We start from the raw sequence: 17,466 nt of genomic DNA on the forward strand, positions 1-17,466 counted from the left end.
GATTGATGTAATGCCTTCCGAACCGAAAGACGCCCGTGCGTATTCGGGGATTCAACCTCTTCCCATTCCTTCAGACCCGAATAACTTCATGAAACAGACTCTCTTGAACGCCGCGATCTTGTGCGGTTGCTCGATTGCCGGCGTGGCATCCGCCGCGGCAACGGACCCCGCGGCCGCCTCTCCTGCCGCGCCCACTTATACCGCCGGCGAAGTCCGGGGCCAGCTGGCGGTCGAACTGACCATCGGCAAAGGCTGCGAAGTGGTCAATGGCTCGGCCAAGGACTTCAACTCGTTCGGCACGTTGAGCTTCGGCGAAGTCTCGGCCCTGACCCAGAACTTCGTTGACGCCCAGGCCAAGGGTTCCGGCGGCGCCGTCGTCAAGCTCAACTGCACGCAGGACGTTCCCTACCGCGTGTCGTTGGACGACGGACGCAATGCGTCCGGCGAGGGCGCCCGACGCCTGGCGCTGGTCGGCGGTGCCACCGCTGCGTACGTCCCCTACTACCTGTATCAGGACGCGGCGCGCAAGACGGTCTGGGACAGCAAGAATCCCTACACCGGCTCCGGCAAGGGCGCGGCCGAGGAAATGGTGGTGTACGGCCGCATTCCTCCCATGGCAGCCACCCCCGCGTCCGGCAAATACGCCGATGTCGTCATGTTGACGGTCAGCTGGTAAACCTCTTGTGCAACGGGTCCGGTGCGTCGCACCGGACCCGTGGATGATCATGTTCCGCCCAGCATTTCATTTTCTGCTCTGCCTTGGCGCCGCCAGTGCGGCTCACGCGCAGACCTTTTCGCAATCCGGCAGTGCGACCCTGGGGGTGCGCGTGGTCATCGCCACCCTGTGTTCGGCCGGCGCCGCGCCCGCAGGCAACGCGGTCTCGTTTGGAACACTCGATTTCGGCACGCATCCCAGCCTGGCCAACGTGGTCAAGGCCCAGGCGGGCAAGGGGCAGGCAGGCATACGCGTGCAATGCGCCACCGGCGTTCCCTATCGCGTGGTCCTGGGCGAAGGCGAGAACAACGCAGGCCAGCAGCGCAGGCTGAAAGGGCCGACCGGCGCCTTCGTCGGCTATGCGCTCTACAGCGATGCGTCCTACAGCCGTCTCTGGACAGGGGCCACGCCGCTGGCGCGGTCCGGCACGGGCGCCGAAGAGCTGATTCCGGTGTACGCCGCGATCGAGCCGGCGCAGGCCACGCCGGCTGCGGGCGTGTATCGAGACACCGTCAAGGTGACGATCCAATGGTAGCCGGCAAGTGGGTACCGGGGCCGCGGCGCATGCTGCCGGCCCTGCTGGTGGCCGTCCTGACGCATGCGCCGGGCGCCAGCGCGGACCAGGTCACGCAGGCCATGACCGTCAAGGCGGCGATTACGCCGGGCTGCTGGTTTGGCTCCAGTCAGAGTCCCGTGACGTCGCTCGGCGTCATCGACTTCGGCACCGTGTATCGCCTGGACAAGAGCGTCAAGACCAAGTCCACCCCCAGCGCTGGCAGCATCGTGATGCGCTGCACGCCCGGCACGACATTCCGGGTGGATATCAATGAGGGCAGCAACGCCACCCGCTCTTCATTCGCCTATAGCGGCCGGCAATTGAAGAGCGCCGCCGGCAAGGTTCTGAAATACGAGCTGTACCAGGACAGCGGCTATCTCAAGCGCTGGGGCCAGAACAACGATGGCGTGCTGCTGACCGCGACGAGCAGCGCCATCGATCTGACTGTCTACGCCGAGTTGCGCAGCACACAGGCCATGCCGGAGCCCGGCCTGTACACCGACGACTTGATCGTCACCGTCTACTACTGATTGCCTTTGCCATGAAACCCCTCATTCATTTTGCCGGCGCGCTGGCCGCGCTGTGCCTGTCCGGATCGGCCGTTGCCGCCGCATCCATCCTGGTCTGGCCCATCGATCCGGTGATCGAACACGACGATACCGGGACGGCCATCTGGTTGGAAAACAACGGCAAGTCCGCCTCGCGCATCCAGATCCGCGCCCTGGGCTGGACCCAGGCCAATGGGTCGGACGAGCTGGTCCCGCAAGACAACATCGTGGTCAGTCCGCCCGCGGCCGAGATACAGCCGGGCCAGCGTCAGTTGCTGCGCCTGATCCGGACGGTCACGGTCCGAGCCGGCGAGGAACAGGCCTACCGCATCCTGATCGATGAAATTCCGGGCAATGCCAATGCCGGACAGACCCGTGAAGCGCCCCCCGTGGCAGAGGCCGGGCAGGGTGCCGGGCTGGCGTTCCAATTGCGCTATTCGGTGCCGCTGTTCGTCAGCGGCGCCGGCGCCTGGACGCGTGAAGACGCCCGCAAGCATCCCGATCCGAAAGCGGCTGCCCAGCCTGTGCTGACCTATACCGTGCAAAGCAAGCAGGGCCAGCGCTGGCTGGTCGTGCGCAACACCGGTCCGGTGCACGCACGCCTGTCCCATGTCAGTTATGTCCAGGGCGGACGCGAGGTGTGGTCGGTGCCGGGATTGCTGGGTTACGTCCTGGCGGGCGCCGAAATGGCGTTCGAGGCGCCGGCCTCGGTGCAGGCGGGAGGCGCCCTGAACGCGTACGTGAATTCCGATCGCGAAGCCCGTGCGATCGCACCGCGGTGAACCAGCCGTGGCGACTCGCTTTTTCCATGCTTTTCGACAACGCGCGGCTGGGGCATGCAATCGCCTGGCCGTCCTGTCGCTGGCAGCCAGCGCCTGCGCGGTGCAGGCACAGCCCCACGGGGCCGCATTCTCGCTGCCGGACGGAATGCTGTACCTGGACGTCGTGGTCAACGGAAAGGCGGCCGGCCAGGTACAGAAAGTCGAGCACCGGCAAGGGCATTTCTACTTGCAGGCCGCGTTGCTCAAGCAGCTGGGAGTGAAGGTCGACAACCCTGCGCAGGACCTGGTCGCGGTCGAAAAGATCCCCGGCGTGCGGGCAGTGCTCGACAACGCGGCACAGCAACTGGTGCTCACCGTGCCGCCGGACTGGCTGCCCCAGCAGGTCGTGGATATGGATACGCGTAGCCAGGTATCGGTGTCGGCCGCCAGTTCAACGGGGTTGCTGCTCAACTATGACACCTATCTGAACCGCAGTCGGCGAGCCTCTGCACTGTCGGTGTGGAGCGAGCAGCGATTCTTCAGTCCCTACGGTTCGGTGTCGTCGACCGGGGCCTGGCGCAACACGTTGCGCGGCGAGGACCTTTCGGGCGCCCCTCGCTACATGCGATACGACACGCAATGGCGCTACAACGATCCCGCCACGGTGCGCAAGTACGTCCTGGGCGATCTCATCACCGATGCGTTGGCGGATTCGGGCGCCGTGCGCATGGCGGGCTTCCAGCTCGGGCGCAACTTCGCCACGCGTCCCGACCTGGTGACCTATCCGGTACCCCAGTTCGCTGGCCAGGCGGCCGTGCCGACCGCGGTGGATCTGTTCATCAACAATTATCGGATGGGATCGCGTGAGGTCGACCCTGGTCCGTTCACGCTGCAGAGCCTGCCGTATATCAATGGCGCGGGCACGGCGACGGTGGTCACCCGCGATGCGTTGGGCCGGGAAGTCAGCCAGGAGGTGTCGTTCTATGTCTCGAACGATCTGCTGCGGGCCGGCCTGTCAGACTACAGCGCATCGGTCGGCCTGTTGCGCCGGCAATACGGCGTGTCGTCCTTTGACTACGGCGACATTGCGGCAAGCGGCGTGATGCGCCACGGCCTGACGTCGGGCTGGACCGCCACGGGATGGTTGCAGGGCGCGCCAGGCTTTGCCGCCGGCGGCATCGGCTCGAACGTCCAGTTGGGCGTGTTCGGCGTGTTGAACGCTGCCGTTGCCGGCAGCCGCGCTTCGCCGGGAACGATAGGGCGGCCGGCCATCGACACATGGCGCCCGCTTTCGCCCTACGACAGGCAAGCAGGGTTGACGGCGGGCTCGCGCGCCGCCACGACGGTCTACAACGCCGATACGGCTCAAGGCGGGCAGTGGTCGCTGGGGTACTCCTATAGCAATCAACGCTATAGCGTCGGTCTGCGCCGCACTCGCCGTGACGAAGGGTTTGCGAATCTGGGCCTGTACCGCAATGCGGGCCGGCTGCCGCGTCAGGAAGACCAGGCCACCGCCAGCGTTTCTCTGGGGCGCTATGGCTCGCTGGGCATGGGATGGTTCGACCTGGACTACGCGCCGAACCAGCGTACCCGGCTGCTGAACGTGTCGTATGGCGTGACGCTGGGCTACGGGGTCAGCCTGTATGCCAGCGCCAATCGCGAGATCGGCTCGCAGGGCTACAACGCCCAGTTGTCGCTGTCGATCTCGTTGGGCGACGGTACGTCGGGCAGTCTCGGCATGACTCGCGACCGCGACGGGCGGCGTTCGGAACAGGCGAATTTCATGAAGGCCGCGCCCTTGGCTGGCGGCGTGGGCTGGAGCCTGGGCGCCAGCCATTCCTCGACCAGCAGCGTCTACCGCCAGGCGGAGGTCAATTGGCGGGCTTCGCGCTTTGACCTGCGCAGCGGTGTCTATGGCGCCGGCGATGACCTGTCGCAATGGGCGCAGGTGAGCGGATCGATCATTGCCATGGACGGCGCGCTGCATCTGTCGCGCCCGGTCACGGACGCGTTCGCGCTGGTCTCCACCGACGGCTATGGCGGCGTGCCGGTCAGCTTCGAGAATCAGTACGTGGGCGATACGGACGCCAGCGGCCACCTGCTGATCCCGTCGGTCAGTTCCTGGTATGCCGCGCATTTCGAGATCGATCCGATCAATCTGCCGGCGGACGTGAAAGTGCCCCTGGCCAAGACCGAAGCCGCCATCCGCGATGGCAGCGGCCTGGTGCTGCGTTTCCCGGTGCAGAAGCTGCGGGCAGCGGTGTTTTCGGTGGTGGGCGCCGACGGCCGGCCGGTGGCGCCGGGCAGTCAGGTCCAGGCGGATGGCCAGGATGTGGCCTGGGTGGGCCGTGAGGGCGAGGTGTACCTGGACACGCTGCCCGCGGCCACGACCCTGCATGTGTTGCCGATCAACGGTTCCCCTGCTTGCCGCGTCACGCTCGGGCCTGTGCCCCCGCAGGCCGGCATTGCCCGGCTTGGCCGCCTGGCTTGCCAATGAGCGTGGTCATGCACCCTGTACAACTGCCTCTGTGAGCGACTTCATCATGCCCATCTTCTTTCAACGCATTCTGCTTTTCGTGGCGCTGCTGGCGGGCCTGTCCGCCGTTGCAAGCGCAGACAACAACTGCCAGGGAGGGGCTGGGGCGGAAATCAAATTTGGTTCGTTCTATTCCTACGAGCTCTACAAAAGCAAGAACTCCCGGCAATTCGATTCCAGCTTCCAGTGCAATTTCTTTTCCCTTATCAACCTGGGCACAAATTCGCAGCTCAAGGTGACAGCCATCAGTTCGAACAATGGCGCCATGACCGTCTTGTTCGGTCTGGGCCGCGTGCCCTACAAGCTTTACAGCGACGCGAAAGGGACGGTCAGTCTGCCATTCGGGCAACAGGTAAGCCTGCCCCAGGGCGGGTTGAGTTTTCTGGGGTTGGGCGGGTCGGTGGGCGGCAATGTGCAGCTGTTCCTGGAGACGCAGGCCGGTGCCAATCCCACCGCCTCGACCTATCGGGACACCATTACGCTGCATTGGGAGTGGGGTTATTGCTCGCTGGGCGCGCTGGGCCTGTGCGCGCCATTTTCGTGGCATTCCGGGACGGCATCGAGCATCGTGAATGTGTCGCTTGATGTGCGCAAATCTTGCGCGTTCAACGGCGGCGCCGCCACGCTGAACTTTGGCGCCGAGCCGCTGGTGTCCCGGTTCAAGCCATCCACCGCCAACGTCGGCCTATATTGCACGGTTCTGGTGCCGTTCAAGATTTCCATCGGCGAGGGGGAGAATGCCGTCAATGGCACGCGCAGAATGAAGGGGGCAGGGGGCAACTATATCGAGTATCAGCTGTACCAGGCCGGCACGGACAAGATCATGACCCCGGGCGTGGCGATAGACGGCGTGGGACTTGGCAACGTGCAGACGTTCACTGTCGAGGGCCGCATCAACGGCCAGCAAGGCGACGTGCCGGTGGGTGAATATTCTGACCATCCCATCATGTTGATCGAATACTGAGTCCAGCCGCGCCGGTGGCCAGGCATGGCCGGCCGCCCCATGAAAATGCCCCGCAGGCGAACGCACCTGCGGGGCAGAACGTGCAGGCAAGCACGTTTTTTACGGGTTCGCGGCCACCGTCTCGGCCCCGGGCACCGGGTTGCCCCAGCCGCCGCCGATCGCGCGGATCAGGTCCACCGCCGATCGCGCCTGTTCGCCGCTCAACTGCACCGATACGCGCTGCTGCAACAGCACGCTGCGGTCCGCCTCGATCACATCCAGATAGCTGATCGAGCCTTCGCGGTACTGCGTATGCGACAGCTTTGCCGCCCGTGCCGACGCTTCCACCGCCGCGTCTTGCGCACGCGTCTGGTCCGCCAGGATGCGCAGGTTCGCCAGGTTGTCTTCCACCTCGCGGAACGCGTTGAGCACCGTCTGGCGGTAGACCGCCACGTCTTCTTCATAGACCGCGCGGGCGCGGTCCAGGCCGGCCTGGCGGCGGCCGCCGTCGAAGATCGGCATCGACAGCGCGGCGCCCACCAGCGGGCCCAAGAGGAACGTGCGGCTGGACCATTGGAACAGGTTGCCCAGTTCCGAGGATTCGTAGCCGAATGCACCCGTGATATCCAGGCGCGGGAAGAACGCCGACTTGGCCGCGCCCACGCGGGCATTTGCCGCGGCCATGGCGCGCTCGGCGGCCGCGATGTCGGGGCGGCGTTCCAGCAGCGTCGACGGCAGGCCCGCCGGGATCGACAGCGCCACCTTCTGTATCGGCTGCGGTGGCATCGTGAATTCCGACGGGGCGCGGCCCAGCAGGACAGCCAGCGCGTGCTCGGCCGCCGCGCGGCGGCGGTCGATGCCCAGGGCTTCCGATTGTGCCGACGCCAGTTCGGCCTTCGCGCGCGCCAGGTCCAGCTCGCTGATGTCGCCCGCATCGTAGCGGCGCTGGATCAGTTGCAGCGTATCCGTGCGCAGCTTCACCGTCTGGTTGTACAGCGCCGATTCCGCGTCCTGCTCGCGCACCAGGAAATACGTGCTGGCCACGTCGGCCTGCAACGCCAGCAGCACCGAGCGGTACAGCGCCTCGCTTTGTTGCGCGTCGGCCGTCGCGGCGTCCGCCGTGGAAGCCACGCGGCCGAACAGGTCGGCTTCATACGAAACCGTGCCCTGTGCGCGCCAGGTCGTGCTCGGACTCGTCGGCGTGCCGTCGGGCAGGCCTTGCGACACGGCCGACGGGCGTTGGCGGCTGGGGCCGAAGGCGGCGTCCAGGCTCGGGAAGAAGCCGGCACGGGCCTCGCGTTGCAGGGCGCGGGCCTGGGTCAGGCGGGCGGCGGCGGCCTGCAGGTTCTGGTTGGCCTTCTGGGCCTCGTCCTGCAATTGGTTCAGACCTTCGTCGCCGAACACCTTCCACCAGGCGCCGCGCAGCGCGTCTTCCGACGGCTCGGCGGCCTTCCAGGTGCCCGCTTCCGAAGCGGGCAGGGCGGCTTCCTTGAACGCCGCCGGGGCGGCCGCCGCGGGCTTTTCATAAGTCGGGCCCACCGCGCAGCCGGCCAGCACAAGCAGGACGGCAAGCAGGGCGGAACCTCGGATCAGTCTTTTGGTCTTCATGACGATTCTCTTGGGGGCGCGCCCCGCCGTTCGGGACGGGGCGCGCTGGCTATTTTTTCCGGGCCGGCTCAGGCGTGGTGTTGCGTGGCGGGCGGGGCGTTCGGGTCGATGTGCGGCACGCACACCGGCGCTTCATGTTGCGCGGCCGAATGCAGCGTCTTGCCACTCATCGAACGCAGCAGCACGTAGAACACCGGCGTCAGGAACAGGCCGAACAACGTCACGCCCAGCATCCCGAAGAACACCGCGACACCCATGGCATGGCGCATTTCCGAGCCTGCGCCCGACGACAGCACCAGCGGCACGACCCCCATGATGAACGCGATGGACGTCATCAGGATCGGGCGCAGACGCAGGCGGCTGGCCTCGATGGCGGCTTCCAGCGGTGTGCGGCCGTCGTTCATCTCCAGCTCGCGGGCGAATTCCACGATCAGGATCGCGTTCTTCGCCGACAACCCCACCAGCACCATCAAGCCGATCTGCGTGAAGATGTTGTTGTCGTTGCCCGTCAGGTACACACCCGTCAGGGCCGCCAGGATGCTCATCGGCACGATCAGGATCACGGCCAGCGGCAGCGTCAGGCTTTCATACAGCGCGGCCAGCACCAGGAACACCAGCAGCACGCTGATCGGGAACACCCACAGGCCGGCATTGCCCGCCAGGATCTGCTGGTACGTCAGGTCCGTCCACTCGAACTTCACGCCGCGCGGCAGGGTTTCCGCCGCCACGCGCTCGGCCGCGGCTTGCGCCTGGTCCGACGAATAGCCGGGGGCCGGGCCGCCGTTGATGTCGGCGGCGGTGTAGCCGTTGTAGCGCACCACCATTTCCGGACCGAACGTCTGCTTGACCGTCACCAGCGACGACAGCGGCACCATGTCGCCCGCGGCATTGCGGGTCTTCAGCTGCAGGATGTCGTCGGCGTGGGCGCGGAACGGCGCGTCAGCCTGGGCCCGCACCTGGAACACGCGGCCGAAGCGGTTGAAGTCGTTGACGTACATGGAGCCCAGGTAGATCTGCATGGTGTCGAACACTTCGGTCACCGGCACGCCCAACTGCTTGGCCTTCACCCGGTCCAGGTCCACGTCCAGCTGCGGCACGTTGATTTCGTAGCTGGAGAACGCGGGGCCCAGTTCAGGTGTCTGGCGCGCCTTGGCCAGGAAGGCCTGCTTGGCCTTGTCCAGCTCGGCATAGCCCAGCGCCGCGCGGTCTTCCAGTTGCAGCTTGAAGCCGCCCAGCGTACCCAGGCCCAGCACCGGCGGGGGCGGGAACACGGCGATGAACGCCTGCTGGATGGCGCCGAACTTCTGGTTCAGCGACGCCGCGATGGCGTTGCCCGACAGCGCCGCGCCCTTGCGTTCGTCGAACGGTTTCAGGGCCACGAACACGATGCCCGCGCTGGAACTGTTGGTGAAGCCGTTGATCGACAGGCCGGGGAACGCGATCGCGCTTTGCACGCCCGGTTCCTTCAGGGCGATGTCGCTCATCTGGCGGATCACTGCTTCCGTGCGGTCCAGCGACGCGCCGTTGGGCAACTGGGTAAAGCCGATCAGGTACTGCTTGTCCTGCGCCGGCACGAAACCGCCGGGCACCAGGTACGACACGCCGATGGTGGCCGCCACCAGCACCACGTACACCGCCATGGCACCGGCCTTGCGCCGGATCACGCCCGACACGCCCACGCCGTAGTTCTCGGAGGCGCGGCCGAACATGTTGTTGAACCAGTTGAAGAAGCGGCCGAACACGCGGTTCATGCCCCGGGTCAGCCAATCCGGCTTGTCGTGGTGGCTCTTGAGCAGCAGGGCCGACAGGGCCGGCGACAGCGTCAGCGAGTTGAAGGCCGAGATCACCGTCGAAATGGCGATGGTCATGGCGAACTGCTTGTAGAACTGGCCGGTCAGGCCCGTCATGAACGCCAGCGGCACGAACACGGCGCACAGCGTCAGCGCGATGGCGATGATGGGCCCGCTGACCTCACGCATGGCGCGATAGGTCGCATCGCGTGGACTCAAGCCCGCTGCAATGTTGCGTTCGACGTTTTCCACCACCACGATCGCATCGTCCACCACGATCCCGATGGCAAGCACCATCCCGAACAGCGACAGGGCGTTGATCGAATAGCCGAACATCAGCAGCAGCCCGAAGGTGCCGACGATGGACACCGGCACGGCCAGCAGCGGGATGATCGACGCACGCCAGGTCTGCAGGAACAGGATCACCACCAGCACCACCAGCGCAATGGCTTCCAGCAGCGTGTGCACCACGGCCTCGATACTGGAACGCACGAACTGGGTCGGATCGTATTCGATGCGGTATTCCACGCCCGGCGGGAAGTCCTGGGCCAGCTCGGCCATGGCGGCGCGCACCTTGGACGACACGTCCAGCGCGTTGGCACCCGGCGACTGCATGATGCCCATGCCGACCGCCTGCTTGTTGTCCAGCAGCGAACGCAGGCCGTATTCCTGCGCGTCGAGTTCCACGCGGGCCACGTCCGACAGGTGCGTCACGGCGCCGTCGGGCGAGGTCTTCAGGATGATGTCGCGGAATTCCTCTTCGGTCTGCAAGCGGCCGCGTGCATTCACGTTCAACTGCAGCGGCACGTCGCCCTGGGTGGGGGATGCGCCGATGACGCCGGCGGCGACCTGCACGTTCTGTTCGCGGATGGCGGCCACCACTTCGCTGGCCGTCATGCCGCGCTGTGCGACCTTTTGCGGATCGAGCCACACGCGCATCGAGTAGTTGCCCGAACCCCACACGGTCACTTCACCCACCCCGGTAATGCGTGCCAGGCGGTCCTTAACGTTCAGGATCGCGTAGTTGCGCAGGTAGGTGATGTCGTAGCGATCGTTGGGCGAGATCAGGTGCACCACCAAGGTCAGGGTGGGCGAGCTCTTGGTCGTGGTCACGCCCAGGCGCTGCACGTCCGGCGGCAGGCGCGGCAGCGCCTGCGACACGCGGTTCTGCACCAGCTGCTGCGCCTTGTCCGGGTCCACGCCCAGCTTGAAGTTGACCGTCAGCGTCAGGTTGCCGTCGCTGTTGGCCTGCGACTGCATGTACAGCATGTTTTCGACGCCGTTGATGGATTCCTCCAGCGGCGAGGCGACGGTTTCGGCGATGACCTTGGGGTTGGCGCCCGGATACTGCGCGCGGACCACCACGGACGGCGGCACCACTTCCGGGTATTCCGAAATGGGCAGCTGGAACATGGCCAACAGGCCGCCCAGCAGCACCAATATGGACAACACCCCGGCGAAGATCGGCCGGTCGATGAAGAATTTCGAGATATTCATGAACGTTCTCGTTCTGCTTGTCTTGTCACCGGCCGCTTAGTTGGCGTTGGCCGATGCGGTCTTGACCGGGTTGCGCTGGGCCGTGACCATGGGCACCACGGTCGGGCTCACGGCGTCGCCGGGGCGTACGCGCTGCAGGCCGTTGACCACGATGCGGTCGCCGGGGGCCAGGCCGGAATCCACGACCCGCAGGCCTTCCTGGTTGGCGCCCAGCTTGATCTGGCGGTAATTGGCGTGGTTCTTGTCGTCCAGCACCAGCACGAAGCGCTTGTCCTGGTCGGTGCCGATGGCCTTTTCATCGATCAGCACGGCGCTGCGCGGGTCGCTGCCGCCCAGGCGGATGCGGGCGTACAGGCCGGGCAGGAGCGAGCCATCCGCGTTGTCGAACTCGGCGCGCACGCGGATGGTGCCGGACGTGGCGTCCAGGCGGTTGTCCACCGATTGCACGAAGCCCGTGCGCGAATAGCCTTCCTCGTTGGCCAGGCCCAGCTCGACCGGCACCGAGCCAGCCTTGCCGTTGCGGGCGGGGTTCACGTACTTCAGGAAGGTCTGCTCATCGACGTCGAACGACGCGTACATCTTGGACACCGACACCAGGGTCGTCAGCGGCACCGACGTGGCGCCGGCGGCGACCACGTTGCCCACCGTGACCTCGGCCCGCGAGACGCGGCCGGCGACCGGCGCTTCGATGCGGGTGTAGCCCAGGTTCAGCTTGGCGTAGTCCAGCGCAGCCTGCGCGCCTTGCAGGTTGGCGGCGGCTTCGCGGGCGGCGTTCTGCTTTTCCTCGAAATCGCGGCGGGCGATGGCGTTGTCGGTCAACAGGCGCTGGCCGCGGGCCAGTTCGGTGGCCGTGTACGAGGCGCGGGCCTTGGCGGCCGTCAGGGCGGCGGCGGCGCGATCCACCTCGGCCGCGTAGGGGCGCGGGTCGATGGTGAACAGGACGTCGCCCTTCTTGACGATGCTGCCGTCCTGGAAGTGCACGGCGGTCAGGGTGCCGGAGACCAGCGGACGGATGTCCACGCGGTCGATGGCTTCCAGGCGGCCGGAATACCGCTGCCAGTCGACGATGGTCTTGCTGACCACTTCGGCCACTTCGACGGGAGGCGCCGCCGGCGCGCCTTGCGCCTGGGCAGCATTGGCGCCGGCAGGGGCGCGAAACAGGGCGTAGCTACCGCCGGCCGCAATGACGGCCGCGAAAACGACGAGCACAGCAATACGATTACGCGAAACCATGATGTTCCTTGAGGGTGGTGTCGGGGTGAAGCGCACTTGCCGGGAACCGCGAGGGGGGCGGGGGGCGGCGGGGGCGGCATCGCGGCGGGTCTGTCAGTCCTGAAACACCGATGTCATACTGCGGTGCAGCATGCAACACTGTTACGTCTCCCTGGGCTGAGAGTGTCTTTGGGGGACGGACTCTCGCGGGATCGGAATCTGAGGATTGACAGGCCCTTTGATGGCGCCGGGCGGCACGGGCACTTCAAGATGATTGAATTCTGAGTGTTTTGCCGGTGCGGATAAACACGTGTTGTTCGGCAACACTGTTCGGCAGAATTGTCTAATCCCGGCCGGAAACGCGTTATGCTCCGTACACCCCGACCAACTGCCCTAATAGGACACCGTCGCCATGGACCGTTTTCAGGCTATGCAGGTGTTTGTGCGCGTCGTGGATGCCAATAGCTTCACCCGGGCGGCCGACAGCCTCTCGCTTCCGCGCACCACCGTCACCACCATCATCCAGAATCTCGAACGCCTGCTGGGCGTGCGATTGCTCAACCGCACCACGCGCCGTATCGGCCTGACGCCCGACGGCGCAGGCTACTACCAGCACTGCGTGCGCATTCTGGCCGACGTCGAAGAAACCGAGGCCTGCTTCCAGGAAGCGGCCCTGCGCCTGAAGGGGCGCCTGCGCATCGACGTGCCCACGTGTATCGGGCGGCTGATTCTAATCCCCTCATTGTGTGACTTTCACGACAAATACCCGGACGTCGAGCTGGTGCTCGGCCTGGGCGACCGCCCCGTGGATATGGTGCAAGAGGCCGTGGACTGCGTCATCCGCGCGGGCGACCTCGAAGATTCCAGCCTGGTCGCGCGCCGCATCGGCACCTTGCAGACGGTGACCTGCGCCTCGCCCACCTACGTGGCGCGTCACGGCATGCCGCAGACCATCGAAGACCTGCGCGACCACCACGCGGTGCACTATTTCTCCAGTCGCAGCGGCCGCAATTGCCCCTGGGACTTCAAGATCGACGGCAAGCACCAGGAAGTCGACATGCGCGGCACCGTCGCCGTCAACGAAGCCGGCGCCTACCTGGACTGCGGCCTGAAGGGCTTCGGCCTGATCCAGACCCCGCGCTACATGGCGCTGCCGTACCTGCAATCGGGCGAGCTGATCGAAGTGCTGCCCCAGTGGAAACCCAGCACCACCGCGATCTCGGTGCTGTACCCGCAGAGCCGCCAGCTGTCGCCCAAGGTGCGCGCATTTGCCGACTGGGTCGCCGAATTGTTCGCCAGCTGCCCGCTCTTGAGCGGCCGCGACGAAACCGATCCGGCCGCCGTCAGCTGCGGGGTGTTCCAGCAGCGCCAGACCAGCCAGGCCAGGCAGATGGCCGTGGCCGGCGTGGCGGCCGCCAATGCCCCCGAAATGCCGCAGCGCCGCCGCACCGCCCGGGAAGAAGCCGCCGAGTACGCGCTGTAGTGTCGGCACCAGCGGCGAAATCGCGGGAAACCCCGTAGTAAATACAGGGCTTGTGTCCCTCGTATTTCTGGAAACGTATGTATAGTCCGACAGTCAAAGCCTAAACGCATTCACTGTCGATCTCTATGCAGCCTGTACTTCCCGCTTACCTGATCGCCCGTTGGCTTTTGCTGCTGGTCCTGCTGGCGGGCGTGTATTTCCTGAGCGGATTCCTGGTGCCCGCACTGGCCGCGCTGATCATCGGCCTGGCCAGCTGGCCCCTGTACCGGCGCCTGGTCGACCGCTGCGGCGGCCGCACGATGCTGGCCGCCTCGCTGGCGCTGCTGGTCGTTGTGGTGGTGCTGATCGTGCCGCTGTCGCTGGCGCTGTCGTACGCCATCAAGGAAGCCAGCACGTTCTTCGCCTGGGCCATCGCAGCCAACCGGCATGGCGTGGCCGTGCCAGCCTGGATCACCTCGATGCCGGTGGTGGGCGACCGCCTGGGCGAATACTGGGAAGCCTATATCGGCCAGCCCCACGCGCTGGGCGCGCTGGTCGAAGCCGTCAGCGGCGAACACCTGGGCAACATCTACCGCATGGTGCTGGCCGCCACGGGCAATGTGTTCCAGTTGCTGCTGACCGTATTGTTCATGCTGATCACGCTGTTCTTCGTCTACAAGGACGGCCTGCGCATGGTGGCCCAGCTGGACGTGCTGGGCGAACGCATCCTGCCCGCGCGCTGGCAGCGCTTTTCGCGCGTGGTGCCGGCCACCATCAATTCCACCGTCACCGGCATGGGCCTGATTGCACTGGGCGAAGGCCTGGTGCTGGGCGTCGCCTACTGGGTGGCGGGCGTGCCGTCGCCGGTGCTGCTGGGCGTGGTGACCGGTTTCATGGCGCTGATTCCCGGCGGCGCGCCGTTATCGTTCACGCTGGTGTCGCTGTACCTGGTGGGCTCGGGCCACGTGGTGGCGGGCATCGCGCTGATGGTCTGGGGCAGCGTCGAGCTTTTCATCGTCGACAAGACGCTGCGCCCGCGCCTGGTGGGCGGCCCGGTCAAGCTGCCTTTCCTGCCGACGTTCTTCGGTCTGGTGGGCGGGGTCAAGACCATGGGCATCGTGGGCCTGTTCGTGGGGCCGGTGCTGATGGCGCTGTTGGTGGCGGTGTGGCGCGAATGGGTGCACCACGAGGAAGTCGAACGCGATACCGCGCGGCTCAGGGCGGCCGAACCCCCCGAAAAAACACCGGCCGGCTGACGCCAACCTGAGCGTTTTCATGGCATAGATGGCGGCCGCCTTCCCTCAGGAATTGCGGCCGCATTTCCAGTAACGGTCCCGCCCGCACATTTGGTAATCTAGCTCTCCCCGCGCTCGCCGGCGCCTTGCCCGGCACGCGCCTGCCCTGTGCGCAGACGCTTTGCAGCTTACGCCGCGGGGTGTGAGGGTCGAGATGTCCGGGTCACTGCAAGAAAAAGAGTTGGCGGTCCTGCGCGAGCAGGGCTTTTTCGTGGCGCGCCAGTTCGTGGATACGGCGCAGGTCCAGGCGCTGCGGGCGCTGGCCGAACGCCATCTGCACGACCACGTGGCGCCCATCGAATACGAAGCGGATCTGCGCTACCCCGGCGCACCGGAATCGCGCAGCGCCGAAGGCGGCTTGACGGTGCGGCGCCTGCTCAACGCCTACGCCCGCGACCCGCTGTTCGCGCAATGGGCCACCGACGCCCGCATCGGCCAGTCGCTGGCACGCTATTTCGGCGAGGCCCCGGTGCTGTCGACGGTGCACCACAACTGCGTGATGACGAAGCACCCGGCCTATGGCAGCCTGACGGGCTGGCACCAGGACATCCGCTATTGGTCGTTTTCCGACACGGACCTGGTGTCCTGTTGGCTGGCCCTGGGGCCCGAGACGCGCGAGAACGGCGGCCTGTCTTTCATCCCCGGCTCGCATGCGGCGGCATTTCAGCCCCAGCAATTCGACGACAAGAAATTCTTCCGCGACGACGCCCCTGGCAACGCGGACTGGATCGCGCGCGCCGTCTGCCCCGAACTGCAGGCGGGCGACGTGGTGTTCTTCCATTGCCGCACGCTGCATGCGGCCCAAGGCAACCGCAGCGACCGCGTGAAGCTGTCGGTGGTGCATACCTATTACCCGCAGTCCTGCCACCCGGTGCCGGGGTCGCGTTCGGCCAGCCAACCGGGCGTGCCGTTGGCGGGGTAGTGCAAGCGCGTCGGGGGTACGCGACGCGGTCAACGGCGGCAGGTAGCGGCGAGTCCGCCACCGGAGGGTCGAGAGCGGGGGGCCGGCCATTCAGGTTGACGCAGCGCGCGGCCACCGGGGGCATTAAGTCATTGGAATTCGCTATTAATAATTGAATTACAATTAAATAGTGTGCACTTCGCGCGATCGCCCCCGGCAAGACGGCATCGCGCGCCCTGGCTCGTGCACGTTCCTTCACTGAATAGGCTGTTTCCCGTGCCCAACCGCAAGCCCGACGATACGGACAAGACGCAGGCAACGACCGAAACCCGGTCTTCGCTATTCGTAGGCTCTACCGAAAAAGCCTTCCAGGTGCTGCACGCCTTCGACGGCCCGAAGCGCCACATGACGCTGGCCGACATCGCCCGCGCATCGGGCCTGGACCGCAGCGCGACGCAACGCCTGGTGTACACGCTTGAAACGCTGGGCTATCTGCGCCGCATTCCCGATACGCGCAATTACGGCCTGACGCCGAAGGTGCTGCAATTCTCGTACAACTATGTGCGCGCGAACGAGCTGATCGACAAGGCGTCCCCCTACCTGCTGGACATCAGCCGCACGCTGGGTGAAACGACGAACCTGCAAGAGCTGGACGGCCACGAAATCGTGTTCGTGGCCCGCTTCCCCGGCCACCACCTGGTCAACGTGGACATCGCCGTAGGCAGCCGCCTGCCCGCCTATTTCACTGCCTCGGGCACGGCCATCCTGTCGCGCCTGTCAGACGAACAGCGCCGCGAAATCCTGTCCCAAACCCGCCTGGACCCCATCACCCCCTACACAGAGGTGAACCCGGACAAGCTGCTGGAACGCGCGCAGCGCGTGGCCGAGAAGGGTTACGCAATCATCGTGAACGAAACGGTGCTTGGGGATATTTCGGTGGCGGCGCCGGTGATCGATCATCGGGGGTTGGCGGTGGCTGCTATCAATATTTCTGTGCCGACGACGCGGTGGACGGTGGCTAGAGTCGAGGCTGAATTGGCGCAGCATGTGCAGGTGGCGGCTACTTCTATTTCGAAGTCTAAGTTTTCGGCTTATTCGCGGTAGTTGTGGGTCTTGGTTTGTTGAATTGATCTTCGTGGGTCGCCCGTCGTGCAGGGCTTCGTGGCAGCGGGCGCCCACGATTGCGGTCCGGCGCGCCGGCGCCGGACTTCCCCTTCGTCATCCTCGTACGCCTTCGGCTCCCTACGGATTCCCTCGGGCGCATCGAGGTTGTCCGCTGCCACGAAGCCCTGCACGACGGGCTACGCGCGTCTGGGTTCGTTGCGTCGCTAGACCTGTGGTCAGGGCATGAAATCTACAGGGCCGCCAAGCCGCGGCCGCGCGGGCGGCCACGTTTGGCGTTCGTGTTGTTGATAGTGTTGCGGGGACGCTTCGCGCTGTTGGAGATTGGTTTTCTAATGGTTCGCAGTCAGGGGGGAGGGGGCGGTGATGGGCGGCGCGAGCAGGCACTGGCTTGGGGACTGTCAGTATTTTTGTGTTTAAGGCAGTAAATGCCTGACCGAGGTTCGGTCAGGCCTATCGATGCTATCTCAGCGATACGGGTCAGTGAAGCGTTCGGCATAGATGATGGCGAACTGGTTCA

At 65.7% G+C, this 17,466-nt stretch carries 13 protein-coding genes; 10 read left to right on the top strand and 3 right to left on the bottom strand.

Annotation, left to right across the window (positions count from 1 at the left end; translation table 11 throughout):
* The first annotated feature begins 88 nt into the window (after window positions 1-88).
* From AC6LJ2_RS24295 to AC6LJ2_RS24320, 6 genes are read left to right on the top strand one after another with little or no spacing between them, the layout of a single operon-like run.
* Window positions 89-676: a Csu type fimbrial protein gene (locus AC6LJ2_RS24295; RefSeq protein ID WP_498152358.1), complete on the top strand. Its 588-nt coding sequence runs from the start codon at window positions 89-91 to the stop codon at window positions 674-676.
* Window positions 677-725: 49 nt separating this feature from the next.
* Window positions 726-1,250: a Csu type fimbrial protein gene (locus tag AC6LJ2_RS24300; RefSeq protein WP_263915652.1), complete on the top strand. Its 525-nt coding sequence runs from the start codon at window positions 726-728 to the stop codon at window positions 1,248-1,250.
* Window positions 1,244-1,801, top strand: a complete 558-nt coding sequence (locus tag AC6LJ2_RS24305) for a Csu type fimbrial protein (protein ID WP_498152359.1) — start codon at window positions 1,244-1,246, stop codon at window positions 1,799-1,801. Before AC6LJ2_RS24300 ends, AC6LJ2_RS24305 begins: the two co-directional genes overlap by 7 nt.
* A gap of 11 nt (window positions 1,802-1,812) precedes the next feature.
* Window positions 1,813-2,601, top strand: coding sequence for a fimbrial biogenesis chaperone (locus AC6LJ2_RS24310; RefSeq protein WP_263915654.1), 789 nt, complete (start codon window positions 1,813-1,815; stop codon window positions 2,599-2,601).
* 7 nt (window positions 2,602-2,608) lie between these two features.
* Entirely contained in the window at window positions 2,609-5,077 is a 2,469-nt protein-coding gene (locus AC6LJ2_RS24315; RefSeq protein WP_498152360.1) for a fimbria/pilus outer membrane usher protein, read from the top strand.
* Between the two features lie 31 nt (window positions 5,078-5,108).
* Window positions 5,109-6,080, top strand: a complete 972-nt coding sequence (locus tag AC6LJ2_RS24320; protein ID WP_498152361.1) for a Csu type fimbrial protein — start codon at window positions 5,109-5,111, stop codon at window positions 6,078-6,080.
* Between the two features lie 99 nt (window positions 6,081-6,179).
* Here AC6LJ2_RS24320 and AC6LJ2_RS24325 read toward each other — a convergent pair whose 3' ends face one another.
* The 3 genes from AC6LJ2_RS24325 to AC6LJ2_RS24335 form a co-directional block, all read right to left on the bottom strand.
* Window positions 6,180-7,667: an efflux transporter outer membrane subunit gene (locus tag AC6LJ2_RS24325; protein WP_498152362.1), complete on the bottom strand. Its 1,488-nt coding sequence runs from the start codon at window positions 7,665-7,667 to the stop codon at window positions 6,180-6,182.
* Between the two features lie 68 nt (window positions 7,668-7,735).
* Window positions 7,736-10,954 (bottom strand): efflux RND transporter permease subunit, encoded by a 3,219-nt coding sequence (locus AC6LJ2_RS24330; protein ID WP_263915658.1) that lies wholly within the window; start codon window positions 10,952-10,954, stop codon window positions 7,736-7,738.
* Window positions 10,955-10,990: 36 nt separating this feature from the next.
* Entirely contained in the window at window positions 10,991-12,187 is a 1,197-nt protein-coding gene (locus AC6LJ2_RS24335; RefSeq protein ID WP_081821632.1) for an efflux RND transporter periplasmic adaptor subunit, read from the bottom strand.
* Window positions 12,188-12,578: 391 nt separating this feature from the next.
* On the opposite strand from AC6LJ2_RS24335, the gene AC6LJ2_RS24340 reads away from it, so the two are divergent.
* The 4 genes from AC6LJ2_RS24340 to AC6LJ2_RS24355 all read left to right on the top strand — a co-directional run bounded on the left by AC6LJ2_RS24340 (window position 12,579) and on the right by AC6LJ2_RS24355 (window position 16,928).
* Window positions 12,579-13,649, top strand: a complete 1,071-nt coding sequence (locus AC6LJ2_RS24340) for a LysR family transcriptional regulator (protein ID WP_263915659.1) — start codon at window positions 12,579-12,581, stop codon at window positions 13,647-13,649.
* Window positions 13,650-13,774: 125 nt separating this feature from the next.
* Window positions 13,775-14,884, top strand: a complete 1,110-nt coding sequence (locus AC6LJ2_RS24345) for an AI-2E family transporter (RefSeq protein ID WP_445657668.1) — start codon at window positions 13,775-13,777, stop codon at window positions 14,882-14,884.
* A 193-nt stretch (window positions 14,885-15,077) separates the two neighbouring features.
* Window positions 15,078-15,845, top strand: a complete 768-nt coding sequence (locus AC6LJ2_RS24350) for a phytanoyl-CoA dioxygenase family protein (RefSeq protein ID WP_445657667.1) — start codon at window positions 15,078-15,080, stop codon at window positions 15,843-15,845.
* A gap of 255 nt (window positions 15,846-16,100) precedes the next feature.
* Complete coding sequence (locus AC6LJ2_RS24355; protein ID WP_263915662.1) at window positions 16,101-16,928, top strand: IclR family transcriptional regulator; 828 nt, start codon at window positions 16,101-16,103, stop codon at window positions 16,926-16,928.
* The last annotated feature ends 538 nt before the right edge of the window (window positions 16,929-17,466 follow it).

Source organism: Achromobacter sp. 1014246743 (assembly GCF_059760725.1).